Below are 15,207 nucleotides of genomic sequence, written 5' to 3'. Positions count from 1 at the left end.
CCCTCCCCGCCTCTTTGGGAACACTTTTATTAGGCGGCGCTGCTACTGCCACCGCTGGCGGTGTGTCTTGTAGCGGTTTGTGTACGGCCGGTGCTGTGGCGTCCGGTGCTATCACGGGTGTTGCTGCTGGTGCATTGGCGGGAGTGGTTGCATTGCTGTGGCCATCCAGTTTGGGCGACAGCAGCCTATACACAGAAGAACAGCTCCAGTCGCTCAAAGTAGGACGCACACGTGTCCGACTAACCGTTGAGCAGCAGGCCGATGGCACCTTAAAGGGCTACGGGTACAACACCCAGAAGCGGCGTGATTGGGAAATGATCCCCGTAGTACAGTTCGCTGCCCGAGGCTCCCAGCAAGTGGCTGACCTTGGTGACGGCGTAACCTTGATATGGACACCCGCCACCGACCCGTCCAGCACCCCAGGGATTCCAGCATTAGAAGGCGCACCACAGGCGCCACAGATCTGGATTTATCCGCCCACCGAACAGGCTGATAACATCATCGTCAGCCCGATTTACCCAGACGCTTACAAAGATTTCATTCTGGTGTTCCCGGCTGGGTCTGGTGTGCAGCCGTTGTACATCGTGATGAATGTTCGCCTTGATCCCGGCACCGTGACGGGGCAAGGAAAAGACGTGACCGGCATCTGGTTAGCTGGGGCGAGTTCTGGACTCGGTGCCCCGATACCAACAAGAATTGCCAGCCAACTCAGCGGCAAAGGCTTTAGCAGCTTCGATTCAGGGGTGCGTTCTGGAGGGCAGTAAGCAACGATCCTGAGCTATTTAGCCAGCTGAGTGAGGACGATCAGGCGCGTGCTCTAAATGGGAACGCCCCTACTGTTGGATTCAGGGACTCGGTGGGGAAACGCGTCACCTATGAAATACACCACGTCGAACTAATTAAAGACGGCGGCGCGGTATATGACGTGGATAACTTGAGGGTTAACACCCCACGAAATCACATTGATCTTCACAGAAGGAAATAGACACAACATGGACAATATTTCCGATTTTACCGAAGCCGCATTCATTGCCTTCATCAAGAACATACGTATCGTTAACAAAGGCGGTACGGACGAAGAGCTTGGCGAGTTACTTGAGAAATTCAGTCGGCTTGCAGGCCATCCTGATGGCTACGACCTAATTTTCCATCCGGAACCCGGTGCGGACAACTCCGCCGAGGGCGTTACTAAAACAGTAAAAGACTGGCGTGCTGACCAAGGCCTGCCGGGATTCAAAGACTAAATGGATCGTGAGAAAACATATGGAACTTCGCCCTGATTTGATGCCCCCGCTGCTGGATGAATCCTTTGTCGCTCGGCTGACGATATTGTCTGAGCAAATTGATTGCGGACATCCCGAACAAACTCCGGAGCAGTTGGCCGCGTTCAATCGAGAGGCCATGACCCAGCTTGAGTACATCGACTTTCAAGGTATTTATGGAGGCCAGGACCACGACACTTGGGTTCGCAAGGTCTTAGCAACACCGTATGAACGGCGCGTGGCAGATGTAACCAAGCATGAGCTGATAGAGCTCGCTCGAAGGGTGATGGAGTGCGATGGGTCCGAGCATGACATCGATTTTTGGTTAAACATGCTGGCAATCAACATACCCAATGAACGCGTATCCGATTTCATTTTCTGGCCAGACGAATACTTCGGTGATGCGGATTACTCGCAGAGATTATCGCCAGAGCAGGTAATAGAAATTGCGTTGAATGATAGAGATGTGTTGCTTTAACAAGTCAACGTGCGTGCCGGGCGTCGCTAGAATCCAGACATAAAAAACCGCTCAATTCGAGCGGTTTTTTTTGTGCAAAATCGTTACCCAAGCAACCAATACCCCAACAATGTAAGCACCACCACTGCGAGCACCGGCCGCATCACGCGGTACGCCTTGGGATGGCGACGTTTCCACTGCTTGACCGCGCCGCTGAAGGTGTCACTGAAGCGTTTACTCCACGCGTAAACCTGATTGATTCTGCCAACCCGCTCTTCTTCGACATTTTGCGGCGCGGTGGCGCGGCCGAGGAAGGTGCTGATCGAGCGGTTGATGCGGGTCATGACACGAGTGTTCAGCGGCCGTTCCACATCGCAAAACAGGATCACCCGGGTTGTCCCGGTTTCGTTCTTGACCCAGTGCACGTAAGTCTCGTCGAACATCACATCTTCGCCATCGCGCCAGGCGTATTCCTGGCCATCGACAAAGATGCGGCAGTTCTCCGAGTTCGGCGTGGACAGGCCCAGGTGATAACGCAGTGAACCGGCGAACGGATCACGATGCGGATTGAGATGGCTGCCGCCCGGGAGCAAGGCGAACATGGCGCCCTTGACGTTGGGGATGCTGCTGACCAATGCCACGGTTCTCGGGCAGAGCGCCTCGGCCGACGGCAGCGGTTTGTCATACCACTTGAGATAAAAACGCTTCCAGCCTTTTTTGAAGAATGAGCCGAACCCGGCGTCATTGTTGTTCTCGGCGGCGCGAATGTAGCCCTCGTCGAACAGGTGCATGGCCTCGTCGCGGATCACTTCCCAGTTGTCCTTGAGCACATCAAGTTCGGGGAATTTGCTGCGGTCTAGATAGGGATCAGAGGGCACACGGGAGAACAGATACATCAAGGCGTTGTAGGGGGCAAACAGCGCTGAATGGTTAACAAACTGACGCAGGACCGGTAAGCGCGCCTTGCCACGCAAATGCACATACAGCGTGCTGCCCAGAAACAGCAGCAACACGGACGCCTTCGCGGCAAGGGAAACGTTCATCAACAACTCCTTGATCAATTACAACTTTACTCAACGCCATTTACCCGACGCGGCAGCCGGCCATGATAGACATTCAAGGCCGGCGGAATAACCTGCACTTTTCATATTCTGTATTGATGAAAGCGCAATAAAGCTCTTGATAACACAGGCTGGCTGAACGGGGGCTGACGCGAATCAATCCCCTCCAATTTCAGTTCCGGTCCGTGCCGGTTACTGCTGGTTCTCCTGTTCGGTGAACAGATCGCTGAAGAGCATGCTCGACAGGTAGCGCTCACCCGAGTCGGGCAGGATCACTACGATTGTCTTGCCCTGCATTTCCGGCGTTTCCGCCAATCGAACGGCTACTGCCATCGCAGCGCCGCAAGAAATCCCGCACAGAATTCCTTCTTCCTGCATCAAGCGCAGGGCCATCGCCTTCGACTCCTCATCAGTGACCAGCTCAACCCGGTCAACCATCGACAGATCGAGGTTTTTCGGCACAAACCCGGCGCCGATGCCCTGGACCTTGTGCGGTGCGATGGGCTTGATTTCCTCACCCGCCCGCGCCTGGGTGATAACGGGGGAAGACACCGGCTCAACCGCGACCGACAGAATCGGCTTGCCCTGCGTATTCTTGATGTACCGCGACACACCGGTGATGGTTCCGCCGGTTCCCACGCCCGCCACCAATACATCGACGGCACCGTCGGTATCGTTCCAGATTTCAGGGCCGGTGGTTTTCTCGTGGATCGCCGGGTTTGCAGGGTTATCGAACTGGCCCGGCATGAAGTAGCTGGACGGGTCGCTCGCGACGATTTCGGCGGCCTTTTCGATGGCGCCCTTCATGCCCTTGGCCGGCTCGGTCAGCACCAGTTCGGCGCCCAAGGCCTTAAGCACCTTGCGCCGTTCGATGCTCATGGACGCTGGCATGGTCAGCATCAATTTGTAACCGCGCGCGGCTGCGACGAACGCCAGGCCGATGCCGGTGTTGCCCGAGGTCGGCTCGACGATGGTCATGCCAGGCTTGAGTTTGCCGGTACTTTCGGCGTCCCAGATCATGTTGGCGCCGATCCGGCACTTGACCGAGTAACCGGGGTTACGCCCCTCGATCTTGGCCAGAATGGTCACACCGCGCGGGGCGATACGGTTGATCTGGACCAGCGGCGTGTTGCCGATGGAGTGGGCATTGTCAGCAAAGATACGGCTCATGGCTGGGTCCTTGTACAGCGTTGGAGAAGCCCATAACGGTATGCCTGTTGCCCGTGGGCGTCCAGTCAGTCGAACGTCCGGCCGACAGCGCAGTCAATGCTTTTACATCGCTGGAGATTTGTCATTATGAAACGCAGATACAGTTGGCCCTTGTGGGTCTTTACCGGCCTCGTCGTACTGCTGATCGCACTGCATATCGCGTTACCTTATCTGGTTCGGGATTACCTGAACGACAAGCTGGCCGACATGGGCGATTACCGTGGCCAGGTGACGGACGTCGATCTGGCCCTGTGGCGCGGTGCTTACAGGATCAACGGTCTGAAGATCGTCAAAGTCGACGGCAAGGTGCCGGTGCCCTTCGTCAATGCGCCAGTGATCGAACTGGCCGTGAGCTGGCACTCGCTCTGGTATGACCATGCGGTGGTGGCCGAAGTAGAGTTCTTTAACCCTGAAGTGAACTTCGTCGACGGCGGCGCCAACAAGCAGAACTCCCAGACAGGTCAAGGCACCGACTGGCGTGAACAGTTAAGCAAACTGGCACCCATCACCCTGAACGAGGTGCGCATCAACGACGGCAAGGTCAGCTTCCGCAATTTCAATTCCAAGCCCCCGGTGAACATGAACGCGACGCAGATCAACGCGAGCATTTTCAACCTGACCAACGTCGTCGACACCGAAGGCAAACGCGACGCCCGCTTCGAAGGCAAGGCCTTGCTGTTGGGACATGCGCCGCTGGAAGCCACGGCAACATTCGACCCGTTGAGCGACTTTGAAGACTTCGATTTCCGCTTGCGTGCCAGAGGCATTGAGCTCAAGCGCATGAACGACTTTGCTTCTGCCTATGGCAAATTCGACTTTAATGCCGGCCACGGTGATGTGGTCATTGAAGCCGAAGCCAACAATGCCCAACTGAAGGGCTATATCAAACCGCTGTTGCGTGATGTAGACGTCTTCAACTGGCAGCAGGATGTCGAAAACAAGAATAAAGGCTTGTTCCGCTCTGTCTGGGAAGCGTTGGTCGGTGGCACCGAAACCGTGCTCAAAAACCAACAGAAAAACCAGTTCGCCACTCGCGTTGAACTGAGCGGCAATGTGCACCAGCAGGACGTCAACGCGTTCGAGGCGTTTTTGCAGATTCTGCGTAATGGTTTTGTGCAGGCATTCAATGCCCGTTATGAGCGCCCGAAACCGGATGCAGGTTAACGTTTGCGGTTAACCACGTAGCGGCCGGTGTCCTCGGCCGCTTTCGCCGGCTGAGCTTGCTGCTGCAACCAGTCCCAACCCAGGCAAGCCAGCGCCAATGAACGAGGTACGGCTTCCCGACCGCTGCTGTAACGCGTGATACTCCGAGCGCTGACGCCCAATGCCTCTGCCGCATGGTTCAACGGCAAACCGGTTCGCGCGCGCCAGTCAATGAAGATCCGGGTGTTTTCATCTGCAGCGTTTTGCGCGAGCGCGTCCAGGTAGAGAGTGTCCGCGCCAATCTGGATATCCTGCTGAGGCCATTCGACGCTCCAGCCATCGTCACCCAAAGTCGCTGTCTCGAAGGCATGTTCGTCCAGCAACGGTCGTAATCCGGAATAAGCTTCCAGATCCCGCCTCAGATCGAGCATTAGCTTTTGACCGTCGATAAACGTCAGGTCCAGACGATAGTCGGGCAATGCCTCTACCGCAGACAACCGCGGTCTCTTCATGGGTAGCATCGTTTCCAGTCCTCGAGCAATTGCGCCTGATGGTCTCTGACCCATGCCAGCGCTTCCTTGATGATCAACGGCGGCGCCTTGCCAATAATGACCTGCACCGTTTCCAGGCTAAGCATTACATCCACGCCTCCCCCGGTCAGATGAACATGGGGCGGCGGGTGGTCTTTCTCGCGCAATTGAATGCGGTAGGTATCGCGAAATCTGTATTTGGTAGACATGCCGTGCAAGCTATCGCCAAAATGGCGATATCTCAATACTGGCAATGGCTCGAGATCAAGTCAAGATGTGACGCGCCATTCAGAGACTGAATAGGCCGTCTGCGTTCACAGTCGACGGGGCGGCGCGTTATAGTCGGGTACTCCATTTTATTGCGCCCCGCCCTGCCTCGCTCAGGCCGGCATCACCGTTCGAGGATTAGCAGATGAAGTTCGAAGGCACCCAGGCCTACGTCGCCACCGATGACCTGAAGCTTGCGGTCAACGCCGCCATCACCCTGGAGCGTCCGTTGCTGGTCAAGGGTGAGCCGGGAACGGGCAAGACCATGCTCGCCGAACAACTGGCCGAGTCCTTTGGCGCGAAGCTGATCACCTGGCACATCAAATCCACCACCAAGGCGCATCAGGGCCTGTACGAGTACGACGCCGTCAGCCGCCTGCGCGATTCGCAGCTCGGCACGGAGAAGGTCCACGATGTTCGCAACTACCTGAAAAAGGGCAAACTCTGGGAGGCCTTCGAATCGGAAGAACGGGTGATTCTGCTGATCGATGAAATCGACAAGGCCGACATCGAGTTCCCCAACGACCTGCTGCAAGAACTCGACAAGATGGAGTTCTACGTTTACGAGATCGACGAGACGATCAAGGCGAAAAAACGCCCGATCATCATCATTACTTCAAACAATGAAAAGGAATTGCCGGACGCTTTCCTGCGCCGTTGTTTCTTCCACTACATCGCGTTCCCGGATCGCACCACGTTGCAGAAGATCGTCGACGTGCACTACCCGGACATCAAGAAGGACTTGGTCAGCGAGGCGCTTGATGTGTTCTTCGACGTGCGCAAAGTACCGGGCCTCAAGAAGAAGCCATCGACGTCGGAACTGGTGGACTGGCTGAAGTTGCTGATGGCCGACAACATCGGCGAAGCGGTGCTGCGTGAACGTGATCCGACCAAAGCGATTCCGCCGTTGGCCGGTGCGTTGGTGAAGAACGAACAGGACGTGCAATTGCTTGAGCGTCTGGCGTTCATGAGCCGTCGCGGCACTCGCTGATCATTCGAGAAGATAGCCATGCTGCTCAACCTGTTCAATGAAATGCGCGCAGCCAAGGTGCCCGTCTCGGTGCGCGAGCTACTGGACCTGATCAACGCGCTGAAACAGCGCGTGACCTTTGCCGACATGGACGAGTTTTATTACTTGTCGCGAGCGATTCTGGTGAAGGACGAAAAGCATTTCGACAAGTTCGATCGGGCGTTCGGGGCCTATTTCAACGGTCTGGAAAAACTCGACGATCACCTTCAAGCATTGATTCCTGAAGACTGGCTGCGCAAGGAATTCGAGCGTTCACTGACCGATGAAGAGCGTGCGGCGATTCAGTCTCTTGGCGGACTGGACAAGTTGATCGAAGAATTCAAAAAGCGTCTTGAAGAACAGAAAGAACGCCATGCTGGCGGCAACAAATGGATCGGCACCGGTGGCACCAGCCCGTTCGGTTCCGGCGGTTTCAACCCGGAAGGCATCCGGGTCGGCGATGCCGGCAAACGCCAGGGCAAAGCGGTCAAGGTCTGGGATCAGCGCGAGTACAAGAACCTTGATGACTCGGTGGAACTGGGCACGCGCAACATCAAGGTGGCCTTGCGTCGTCTGCGCAAATTCGCTCGCCAAGGCGCGGCGGAAGAGCTCGACATCGATGGCACCATCGATCACACCGCCAAAGATGCCGGCCTGCTGAACATCCAGATGCGACCCGAGCGCCGCAACACGGTCAAGTTGTTGCTGTTGTTCGACATCGGTGGCTCGATGGACGCGCATGTGAAGATCTGCGAGGAGTTGTTCTCGGCGTGCAAGACCGAGTTCAAGCATCTTGAGTATTTCTACTTCCACAACTTCGTTTATGAGTCGGTGTGGAAGAACAACATGCGTCGCACGTCGGAACGCACTTCTACCCAGGATTTGCTGCACAAGTACGGCGCTGATTACAAAGTGATTTTCATCGGCGACGCGGCGATGGCGCCTTATGAAATCACCCAGGCGGGTGGCAGTGTCGAGCACTGGAACGAAGAAGCCGGCTATATGTGGATGCAGCGGTTCAAGGAGAAGTACAAGAAGCTCATCTGGATCAATCCGTATCCAAAAGATACCTGGGGCTACACGGCATCGACCAATATCGTGCGGGATCTGATTGATGATCAGATGTACCCGTTGACGTTGCGTGGGTTGGAGGAAGGGATGCGGTTTCTTTCCAAATAGAGATCTTCGTGGTCCGGGAAGCCGCCTTCGCGGGCAAGCCCGGCTCCCACAGGCTCTGAGGTGGTATACACGTTTTGTGAACACCATCAATTACTGTGGGAGCCGGACTTGCTCCGGGCGGCGATCCGACGAAGCTTTCAGCGGTTTGAAAACCGGCGCAAATACTCAACGTGCTCCCGATGCGCCGTATCCTGCACAACCGGCCGCAACTGCACCTTTGCTCCCGGCAGACACTGCGCCAACCGCGCCAGCGCCAACGGTGTCAACGCGCCCAGCCGCGGATAACCGCCAATCGTCTGCCGATCATTGAGTAACACGATCGGTTGCCCGTCCGGCGGGACCTGCACCGCGCCCAACGGGATGCCTTCGGATATCATCGGTCGACCCTGATATTCCAGCGCAGCACCCAATAAACGGATGCCCATCCGGTCAGCTCGACTGTCGAGGGTCCACACACTGTTGAATGCATCGAACAGACTCTGCCCACTGAAATGACCAATCTGCGCCCCGAGCACGACGGCCAACGGCGCGTCGGACTTGAAATCAGGCAGCCGATCACGGGGTATTTCACGCATCAGCAACGGGGCCTCCATCGAGTAACTGAGCGAAGCTCCCTTGGTCAACGCCCGGCCCAGACCATCCGGACCTCCGAGTTCTTCACGAACCACTGTTGCACTGCTGCCCAACACCTTCGGCGCATCAAACCCGCCCGGTGCGGCAAGGTAAGCCCGCGCGCCCAGCAGCGGTTGAGTGAAGTGCAAACGCTGACCTTTATTCAATTTGAAGCTGCGCCACGGTGCCAGTGCCTGGCCGTCCAGTTGCGCGCCAAGGTCCGCGCCGGCCAGCGCGAGCATGCAGTCCTGCTCGGCCACCACGGTAAATCCGCCGAGGGTGATTTCAATCACCGGCACATTCAGAGCATTGCCCAGCAGCCAGTTCGCCCAGGCCATCGATGGCCAATCCAGCGCACCGCCTTGGGTAATCCCCAAATGGCGAACTCCGAAGCGACCGGCGTCCTGCAACAGGCATAACGGCGTACTCGCTTCAATCGTCAGTTGACTCATGCCTGCACCTCCAGCGGCGTGTCATCACCGCCCAGATTGATGAATTCGGCATGACTGACCGCCGCGAAGCGCACGGTATCGCCTGGTTGCATCAGGCTGTAACCGTCGCGTTCACGGTCGAACAGTTTCGTCGGCGTGCGGCCGATCAGGTTCCATCCACCCGGCGACACCACCGGATAGGCCGCGGTTTGCCGCTCGGCAATGCCGACGCTGCCAGCCGCGACTTTTTTCCGTGGTGTATTCAAACGCGGTGCGGCCAACACTTCTTCCACCAGGCCCATGAAGGCAAAACCCGGCGCAAAGCCTAAAGCGAATACCTGGTATTCACGCTCGCTGTGACGGCGAATCACCTCAGCCACCGCCAGCCCGCTGCGCTGCGTCAACAGGCTCAATTCCGGGCCGACGCTGAGGTCATACCAGACCGGCAATACGTGAGATTTGCCGTGAATGCGCGCATTGGGTGACAGGTCGATCAAGGCTGTGGCGATCAATTCCCGCGCTTGCGCCGGGTTCAGGGCGGTCAGGTCGTAATGCACCATCAGCGTCGTATAAGACGGGACCAGATCGATCAAATGCGCGGCGAACGCCGTCCGCAGGTTTTCACTGGCCGCGAGCATCCACGGCATGTTGTCTTCGCTGATCTCATCGAACAGCCGCACCATCAGGCAATCCAGCGCCACCACTTCCACGCGCAGTTTCATGGTGCGCTCTGCTGGTCGAGGGCTTCGCGAATACGCCGCACCGCTGCCACGGAACTGGCGTTATCGCCGTGTACGCACAGGGTGTTGGCTTGCAGGTGCAAGGCACTGCCATCGCTGGCCGTGAGGTTGGCGCCACGGGCAATCGTCAGCGCCTGCTCGATGATCACCTCTGACTCGTGATGCACCGCGCCCGGCAGCGCACGCGAAACCAGCCGCCCACCGCTGTCGTAGGCGCGATCGGCGAACGCTTCGAACCACAGCGTTACGCCGTATTCATCACCCAGTTGTTGCGCAGCGCTGTTGTCGCGGGTCGCCATCAGCATCAATGGCAACGTCCGGTCATAAGACGCTACGGCTTGCAGAACAGCGCGCAATTGCGCCGGGTTGGCCATCATGTCGTTGTACATCGCGCCGTGGGGTTTAACGTAACTGACACGTCCGCCCTGGGCCCGGCAGATCCCGTCGAGGGCGCCGATCTGGTAATGCATAATGTCCTGAAGTTCCTGGGTGCTGTAGGCCATGGAACGCCGGCCGAAACCGACCAGATCCTGATAAGCCGGATGCGCGCCGATCTGCACGCCGTGACTCAAGGCCAGGCCGACGGTTTCGCGCATGATGCTCGGGTCGCCGGCGTGAAAACCGCAGGCGACATTGGCGCAGTCGATGAAGGGCATCACTTCGGCGTCCAGACCCATGGTCCAGTTGCCGAAACTCTCGCCGATGTCGCAGTTCAATAGCAGGCGGCTCACGGTGAACACTCCTGTAGGTTTTATTTCTTTTCGATGCAGGCAGATTACTGCGCGTCGAGTTCTTTGCCACGAGTTTCCGGCAGGCTCAGCGCCGCCAGGATCACCACGCCGTAGGAAACCGCCGCAAACGCCCCGATGCCTACGCTCAAAGGTACCGTCTGGCTAAGCAAACCGATCAGCAGCGGAAACAACGCCGCCAGTGCCCGCCCGATGTTGTAGCAAAAGCCCTGGCCTGAACCGCGAATGCGCGTCGGGAACAGTTCCGTCAGGAAGGAACCCATGCCGCTGAAAATCCCCGAAGCAAAAAAGCCCAGCGGAAAGCCCAGCCACAGCATCACGCCGTTGCTGACCGGCAGCTGCGTATAGAGCAGCACGATGGTGAACGAGCCGACCGCAAACAAAATGAAGTTTTTCTTGCGACCGAGAATGTCAGTCAAATATGCGCTGATGACATATCCGACGTAGGAACCGACGATCACCATCGCCAGATATCCGCCCGTGCCGAGTACGCTCAAGCCACGCTCGTTTTTCAGGAACGTCGGCAGCCAGGAGGTGATCGCGTAATAACCGCCGAGTGCGCCGGTGGTCAGGATCGACGCGCGAATGGTGGTGGAAAGTATGCCCGGGGCGAAAATCTCATAAAATTTTGCCGGGTTGCTCGGCTCCTGCCTGGCCTTGGCCTCGCGATAGATTTCCGGGTCCTTGACCAAACGACGGACAAAAATCACAAAAATCGCCGGGACGATGCCGAGGATGAAGAGCGCACGCCAGGCGTCTTCCGCAGGCAACACCGAGAACAGCAGCGCGTACAGAATGGCGGTCAAACCCCAGCCCAGTGCCCAGCCCGATTGCACCATGCCCACCGCTTTGCCACGATCTTTGGCGCGAATCACTTCGCCCATCAACACCGCGCCGGCGGTCCACTCGCCGCCGAAACCGAAGCCCATCAAAGTCCGGCTGATCAGCAGTTGTTCGTAGTTTTGTGCGAAGCCGCAAAGGAACGTGAAGAACGCGAACCAGAGTACCGTCAGTTGCAAGGTGCGCACGCGACCGATGCGGTCAGAGAGAATCCCCGCGACCCAACCGCCGATGGCCGAGGCGATCAAGGTGCTGGTGTGAATCAGCCCGGCCTCGCCGGTGGTGATGCCCCACATTGCAATCAGGGTCGGCACGACGAAGCTAAGCATCTGGGTGTCCATGCCGTCCAGACCGTAGCCGATCTTGCAGCTCCAGAACGTGCGGCGCTCCTGCTGATTGATGTTGCGATACCAGTCGAAAGGTCCCGGGCGGGCCGTGGCCTTGGGGATGTCGAGCGTGTCGGGCGCACTCATGGCAAATCTCCGCGCAATTTTATTGGTATTGTTCTGAGCCCCGACGACGCCTATCGTGGGAACCGGATAGCCTGATTTTTGGGCGCCCGCCCCTGTCGCGTCCAACTAATAAAACCGCGCTCCAGACATAAGAAAAATTTATCTCGCAGGCCTGACCGATGAATCTGAAGTTTCTTGAGACCTTTGTCTGGGTCGCCCGGCTGAAGAGTTTCCGCCTCACGACAGACAAACTCTTCACCACCCAGGCCTCGATTTCCAGCCGCATCGCGGTGCTCGAAGGCGAGCTCGGGGTGAAGCTGTTTCTGCGTGATTCGCGCGGTGTGAGCCTGACGCCGGAAGGTTTGAAAGTGCTCGACTACGCCGAGCAGATGATGGACACCATGCAGGCGCTCAAGCAGTCGATCGAGACCCGTTCAAGCAAGGTCGGTCGGGTGCGGATCGGCGTAATGGACACAGTCATTCATACCTGGCTGAGCCCACTGGTGGCGCAGATGATGGATCACTATCCTCTGGTAGAGATCGAGCTGGTCGCCGATACCTCACTTAACCTCTGTGATCAGCTGCAAAAAGGTTTCCTGGATCTGATTCTGCAAACCGATCTGCTGCGCCAGGAAAGTGTGCGCAGCCTGGAATTGGCCAGCCATCCGATGGGCTGGATCGTCGCCAGTCAATCCATCTATAACCGCACGTATGCTGGCATCGCCGATCTGGCGCGTGAGCGGATCATTACCTATTCGAAAAACTCCCACCCGCATCAGGACATCTTGAGCCTGATGCAGGCGAACGGCGTGATGACGCCACGGTTGAACTGCGTGAATTCGGTGTCGGCGATTACCCGGTTGCTGCGTGATGGCTTCGGTATCGGCGCGTTACCGCCGGTGTTGGTGGCTGAGGAACTGGCGCGTGGGGAGTTGACGTTACTCGATATCGACCAGCGACCACCGGACTTGCAGGTGGTGGTGTCGTGGCGGACCGGGGTGGAATGGGTCGAGGAGATTGTCGCGTTGTGTCAGCAGGTGCTGGTGGGGTATGCGGCAAAGGTGGGTAACAGTTACATCGTCCTCGCTGACTGATCGCATCCTGTGGCGAGGGGATTTATCCCCGTTGGGCTGCGAAGCAGTCCCATTTTTTGGGGCCGCTTCGCTGCCCAACGGGGATGAATCCCCTCGCCACATAGACCGCGTCGAGCGTTACAACCCCCGCACATCCCGATCTTCAATCGGCCGGCTCTGGCGCAAACGCCTGCCGCCCAGTACAACCCAGTCGATAAGCCGGAACAGGCATTCAATGCCGAACGACAGCAACAACGCGCCGCTCATGCCCCAGATCATCGCTTCCGGGGTGAGCAGGATCTGGTAGCTGTAGCCGTTCCAGGTTTCCTTGCGAATATCCGGATCAGCGGCCAACACCACCTGCAGAAAGCGGATGTACCACGGACCCTGCATGGCCTGGAACTGCTTATCCAGCGCCAATTGACGGTTGAGCATATTGCTCAGGCTGTCAGCATCGCTACGAAAGATCGGGTCTTCGCTGGCGCGGTAATGCGCGACCAACGCCTGCATGTCACCTTTGAAAAACTGATTGGCCGTCCCCTGGAAACCACTGAGACTGGTCTGCGCTTCGAGCAGATGCGCTTCAACCCGCTTGGCGTAGTCGCTGATGAAACCCGGCACCTGGACACCGATCAACAGGCCCGCCGCAAACAACACCAGCCGTACATAACTGAGCAACATGAGGCAGAGTCCTTATTCGGTCTTGCCCTGGCTGACGCATTCACCGCGTCGCCACAGGCTCCATTGGCCCGGTTCGTAACGGGTCCAGGTTTCATTTTCGGTCAACGGTTCGGTGGCGATCACCGTCACCACATCATTGGGCGTGGTCTCGGCCTGGAAGTCGACGATCACATCGACATCCTTCAAGCGGGCCGGGCCGAACGGTGCGCGGCGGGTGATCTGAACCAGTTTGGTCGAGCAATAACAGAACAGCCAGTCACCATCGCTGAGCAGACAATTGAAGACGCCTTTGCCACGGTATTCGGCGCAGGCGTTGACCAGGTCCGGTAGCAACGCTTCGATGTCCACCGGCTCCGGGAACGCACCGCGCACCCGATTGAGCAGGTCGCAGAACGCCGCTTCGCTGTCGGTGTCGCCGACCGGACGGTAGAAACTCTTGATCGGTTCAAAACCGGCGAGCTGACCGTTGTGCGCGAAACACCAATTGCGTCCCCACAATTCGCGGACGAATGGATGGGTATTGGAGAGGCAGACTTTGCCGACATTGGCCTGGCGGATGTGCCCGATCACCACTTCGCTCTTGATCGGATACCGCTGCACCAGGTTGGCCACTTCGGATTCGCAACTGGCGGCCGGGTCCTGGAACAAGCGCAGGCCACGCCCTTCGTAGAAGGCGATGCCCCAACCGTCGCGGTGTGGCCCGGTGCGGCCGCCGCGCTGCATCAGCCCGGTGAAGCTGAACACGATATCGGTCGGCACGTTGGCGCTCATGCCCAATAACTCACACATGTTCGGACTCTCGCTTCAGGGCCGGCTTACAAACGGGGTTCGACCCGCATGCGTTGGGGGTTGCTCGGCACCGGTGGGCGACCGTAGCGATCATCGCCGGCACCGCCGAAGGGTTGATCGTCTTCGGATTCGTCGACGCGCGCGGCCGCCTGGTTAGCGGCGGCCTGTTCCTTGCGAGCGTTGGAGGCGCGCTCGATCGGGAAACGGATCGCGACGAAAACCAGGTAGATGCCGAAGGCGATCATGCCGTACATGAACAGATCGGAGATCGCCCGCCAGGCGTTGTTGCCGACCTTGAACATCAGGTCGAGCGCCGTAATGGCGATGGCCGGCGCGATCTTTTCTTTCACCGGGTCGATGATGGTCGGGGTGAACAGCAACACGGCAACCAGCAGCCGCAGCGGCTCACGCAGCCAGCGCCACGTCCAGCGGGTAATGCGCATCCACACCAGCAGGCAGCCTAAAGCGGCAAAGGCGTAGAGGCCCCAAGCGATCAGATAGTCGTTCTCGGTCATGGTGTCCATGGCAAGGCAGGCAAAGAGGCGCTTATAGTAACGACTTTTCGCCTGCCCGGCTTGTCCCAATGCCAGTCGGGCAATGTGGCGAGGGGGCTTGCCCCCGCTGGGTCGCGAAGCGGCCCTGAAACAGTCACCTCAACCTATCGTCCAATGGCGGTGACCGGTTAACGACTGCTTCGCAGCCGAGCGGGGGCAAGCCCCCTCG

The 15,207-nt window shown here is 58.0% G+C and carries 17 protein-coding genes and 1 pseudogene; 7 read left to right on the top strand and 11 right to left on the bottom strand.

Translation table 11 applies throughout. From position 1 onward, the window contains the following. From DU29_RS01000000129520 to DU29_RS0105520, 3 genes and pseudogenes are all read left to right on the top strand, one after another. Positions 1–985, top strand: a pseudogene (locus tag DU29_RS01000000129520) (S-type pyocin domain-containing protein); the annotation flags it as partial. A gap of 7 nt (positions 986–992) precedes the next feature. Beyond that, positions 993–1,244, top strand: coding sequence for a bacteriocin immunity protein (locus tag DU29_RS0105525; RefSeq protein ID WP_028620822.1), 252 nt, complete (start codon positions 993–995; stop codon positions 1,242–1,244). 19 nt (positions 1,245–1,263) lie between these two features. Beyond that, positions 1,264–1,740: a hypothetical protein gene (locus tag DU29_RS0105520; protein ID WP_028620821.1), complete on the top strand. Its 477-nt coding sequence runs from the start codon at positions 1,264–1,266 to the stop codon at positions 1,738–1,740. An 83-nt stretch (positions 1,741–1,823) separates the two neighbouring features. On the opposite strand, the gene DU29_RS0105515 is transcribed toward DU29_RS0105520, so the two are convergent. Further along, positions 1,824–2,762: an aspartyl/asparaginyl beta-hydroxylase domain-containing protein gene (locus tag DU29_RS0105515; protein WP_028620820.1), complete on the bottom strand. Its 939-nt coding sequence runs from the start codon at positions 2,760–2,762 to the stop codon at positions 1,824–1,826. 210 nt (positions 2,763–2,972) lie between these two features. After that, positions 2,973–3,950 (bottom strand): cysteine synthase A, encoded by a 978-nt coding sequence (cysK, locus tag DU29_RS0105510; RefSeq protein WP_028620819.1) that lies wholly within the window; start codon positions 3,948–3,950, stop codon positions 2,973–2,975. Between the two features lie 126 nt (positions 3,951–4,076). Here cysK and DU29_RS0105505 point away from each other — a divergent pair, with 126 nt between their 5' ends. Then, positions 4,077–5,153 (top strand): DUF748 domain-containing protein, encoded by a 1,077-nt coding sequence (locus DU29_RS0105505; protein ID WP_028620818.1) that lies wholly within the window; start codon positions 4,077–4,079, stop codon positions 5,151–5,153. Here DU29_RS0105505 and DU29_RS0105500 read toward each other — a convergent pair. Together DU29_RS0105500 and DU29_RS0105495 are read right to left on the bottom strand one after the other, a co-directional pair. Beyond that, positions 5,150–5,653 (bottom strand): DUF2442 domain-containing protein, encoded by a 504-nt coding sequence (locus tag DU29_RS0105500; protein ID WP_028620817.1) that lies wholly within the window; start codon positions 5,651–5,653, stop codon positions 5,150–5,152. The genes DU29_RS0105505 and DU29_RS0105500 overlap by 4 nt on opposite strands. Beyond that, entirely contained in the window at positions 5,641–5,871 is a 231-nt protein-coding gene (locus DU29_RS0105495) for a DUF4160 domain-containing protein (RefSeq protein ID WP_028620816.1), read from the bottom strand. The genes DU29_RS0105500 and DU29_RS0105495 overlap by 13 nt, the downstream gene beginning before the upstream one ends. Before the next feature lie 203 nt (positions 5,872–6,074). Here DU29_RS0105495 and DU29_RS0105490 point away from each other — a divergent pair, with 203 nt between their 5' ends. Next, complete coding sequence (locus DU29_RS0105490; RefSeq protein ID WP_028620815.1) at positions 6,075–6,920, top strand: AAA family ATPase; 846 nt, start codon at positions 6,075–6,077, stop codon at positions 6,918–6,920. 18 nt (positions 6,921–6,938) lie between these two features. Then, the gene (locus DU29_RS0105485; protein ID WP_028620814.1) at positions 6,939–8,117 is read left to right on the top strand and encodes a vWA domain-containing protein; all 1,179 of its coding nucleotides are present in this window, start codon (positions 6,939–6,941) and stop codon (positions 8,115–8,117) included. A 137-nt stretch (positions 8,118–8,254) separates the two neighbouring features. Here DU29_RS0105485 and DU29_RS0105480 read toward each other — a convergent pair whose 3' ends face one another. Genes DU29_RS0105480 through DU29_RS0105465 form a run of 4 tightly spaced genes read right to left on the bottom strand, consistent with a single transcriptional unit; the run spans position 8,255 to position 11,962 of the window. Next, entirely contained in the window at positions 8,255–9,181 is a 927-nt protein-coding gene (locus DU29_RS0105480) for a biotin-dependent carboxyltransferase family protein (RefSeq protein ID WP_028620813.1), read from the bottom strand. After that, positions 9,178–9,882 carry a 5-oxoprolinase subunit B family protein gene (locus DU29_RS0105475; protein WP_028620812.1) on the bottom strand — a complete coding sequence of 235 codons (705 nt, stop codon included), beginning with the start codon at positions 9,880–9,882 and terminating at the stop codon, positions 9,178–9,180. Before DU29_RS0105475 ends, DU29_RS0105480 begins: the two co-directional genes overlap by 4 nt. Beyond that, a complete protein-coding gene (locus DU29_RS0105470) occupies positions 9,879–10,631 on the bottom strand; it encodes a 5-oxoprolinase subunit PxpA (protein WP_028620811.1) in 753 nt (250 codons plus the stop codon). Before DU29_RS0105470 ends, DU29_RS0105475 begins: the two co-directional genes overlap by 4 nt. Before the next feature lie 44 nt (positions 10,632–10,675). Further along, positions 10,676–11,962: an MFS transporter gene (locus DU29_RS0105465; protein WP_028620810.1), complete on the bottom strand. Its 1,287-nt coding sequence runs from the start codon at positions 11,960–11,962 to the stop codon at positions 10,676–10,678. Positions 11,963–12,120: 158 nt separating this feature from the next. On the opposite strand from DU29_RS0105465, the gene DU29_RS0105460 reads away from it, so the two are divergent. Next, positions 12,121–13,035, top strand: a complete 915-nt coding sequence (locus tag DU29_RS0105460; RefSeq protein ID WP_028620809.1) for a LysR family transcriptional regulator — start codon at positions 12,121–12,123, stop codon at positions 13,033–13,035. Positions 13,036–13,152: 117 nt separating this feature from the next. Here the strand turns inward: DU29_RS0105460 and DU29_RS0105455 are convergent, their stop codons facing one another. From DU29_RS0105455 to DU29_RS0105445, 3 genes are read right to left on the bottom strand one after another with little or no spacing between them, the layout of a single operon-like run. Beyond that, positions 13,153–13,695, bottom strand: a complete 543-nt coding sequence (locus DU29_RS0105455; RefSeq protein WP_028620808.1) for a DUF2937 family protein — start codon at positions 13,693–13,695, stop codon at positions 13,153–13,155. 12 nt (positions 13,696–13,707) lie between these two features. Further along, complete coding sequence (locus tag DU29_RS0105450; protein WP_028620807.1) at positions 13,708–14,484, bottom strand: class II glutamine amidotransferase; 777 nt, start codon at positions 14,482–14,484, stop codon at positions 13,708–13,710. 26 nt (positions 14,485–14,510) lie between these two features. Next, positions 14,511–15,008, bottom strand: a complete 498-nt coding sequence (locus tag DU29_RS0105445) for a hypothetical protein (protein WP_028620806.1) — start codon at positions 15,006–15,008, stop codon at positions 14,511–14,513. Positions 15,009–15,207 lie beyond the last annotated feature (199 nt).

The sequence above is a fragment of the Pseudomonas sp. Ant30-3 genome, from assembly GCF_000690905.1.
In the GTDB taxonomy this organism is placed as follows: Bacteria; Pseudomonadota; Gammaproteobacteria; order Pseudomonadales; family Pseudomonadaceae; genus Aquipseudomonas.
This window is presented reverse-complemented; position numbering and strand designations above follow the sequence as displayed.

What these genes read in the sequence shown, in the direction of transcription:
- DU29_RS0105525 (WP_028620822.1), top strand. Translation starts at nt 993, where the DNA reads ATGGACAATATTTCCGATTTTACCGAAGCCGCATTCATTGCCTTCATC.
- DU29_RS0105520 (WP_028620821.1), top strand. Translation starts at nt 1,264, where the DNA reads ATGGAACTTCGCCCTGATTTGATGCCCCCGCTGCTGGATGAATCCTTT.
- DU29_RS0105515 (WP_028620820.1), bottom strand. Translation starts at nt 2,762, where the DNA reads ATGAACGTTTCCCTTGCCGCGAAGGCGTCCGTGTTGCTGCTGTTTCTG.
- cysK (WP_028620819.1), bottom strand. Translation starts at nt 3,950, where the DNA reads ATGAGCCGTATCTTTGCTGACAATGCCCACTCCATCGGCAACACGCCG.
- DU29_RS0105505 (WP_028620818.1), top strand. Translation starts at nt 4,077, where the DNA reads ATGAAACGCAGATACAGTTGGCCCTTGTGGGTCTTTACCGGCCTCGTC.
- DU29_RS0105500 (WP_028620817.1), bottom strand. Translation starts at nt 5,653, where the DNA reads ATGCTACCCATGAAGAGACCGCGGTTGTCTGCGGTAGAGGCATTGCCC.
- DU29_RS0105495 (WP_028620816.1), bottom strand. Translation starts at nt 5,871, where the DNA reads ATGTCTACCAAATACAGATTTCGCGATACCTACCGCATTCAATTGCGC.
- DU29_RS0105490 (WP_028620815.1), top strand. Translation starts at nt 6,075, where the DNA reads ATGAAGTTCGAAGGCACCCAGGCCTACGTCGCCACCGATGACCTGAAG.
- DU29_RS0105485 (WP_028620814.1), top strand. Translation starts at nt 6,939, where the DNA reads ATGCTGCTCAACCTGTTCAATGAAATGCGCGCAGCCAAGGTGCCCGTC.
- DU29_RS0105480 (WP_028620813.1), bottom strand. Translation starts at nt 9,181, where the DNA reads ATGAGTCAACTGACGATTGAAGCGAGTACGCCGTTATGCCTGTTGCAG.
- DU29_RS0105475 (WP_028620812.1), bottom strand. Translation starts at nt 9,882, where the DNA reads ATGAAACTGCGCGTGGAAGTGGTGGCGCTGGATTGCCTGATGGTGCGG.
- DU29_RS0105465 (WP_028620810.1), bottom strand. Translation starts at nt 11,962, where the DNA reads ATGAGTGCGCCCGACACGCTCGACATCCCCAAGGCCACGGCCCGCCCG.
- DU29_RS0105460 (WP_028620809.1), top strand. Translation starts at nt 12,121, where the DNA reads ATGAATCTGAAGTTTCTTGAGACCTTTGTCTGGGTCGCCCGGCTGAAG.
- DU29_RS0105455 (WP_028620808.1), bottom strand. Translation starts at nt 13,695, where the DNA reads ATGTTGCTCAGTTATGTACGGCTGGTGTTGTTTGCGGCGGGCCTGTTG.
- DU29_RS0105450 (WP_028620807.1), bottom strand. Translation starts at nt 14,484, where the DNA reads ATGTGTGAGTTATTGGGCATGAGCGCCAACGTGCCGACCGATATCGTG.
- DU29_RS0105445 (WP_028620806.1), bottom strand. Translation starts at nt 15,008, where the DNA reads ATGGACACCATGACCGAGAACGACTATCTGATCGCTTGGGGCCTCTAC.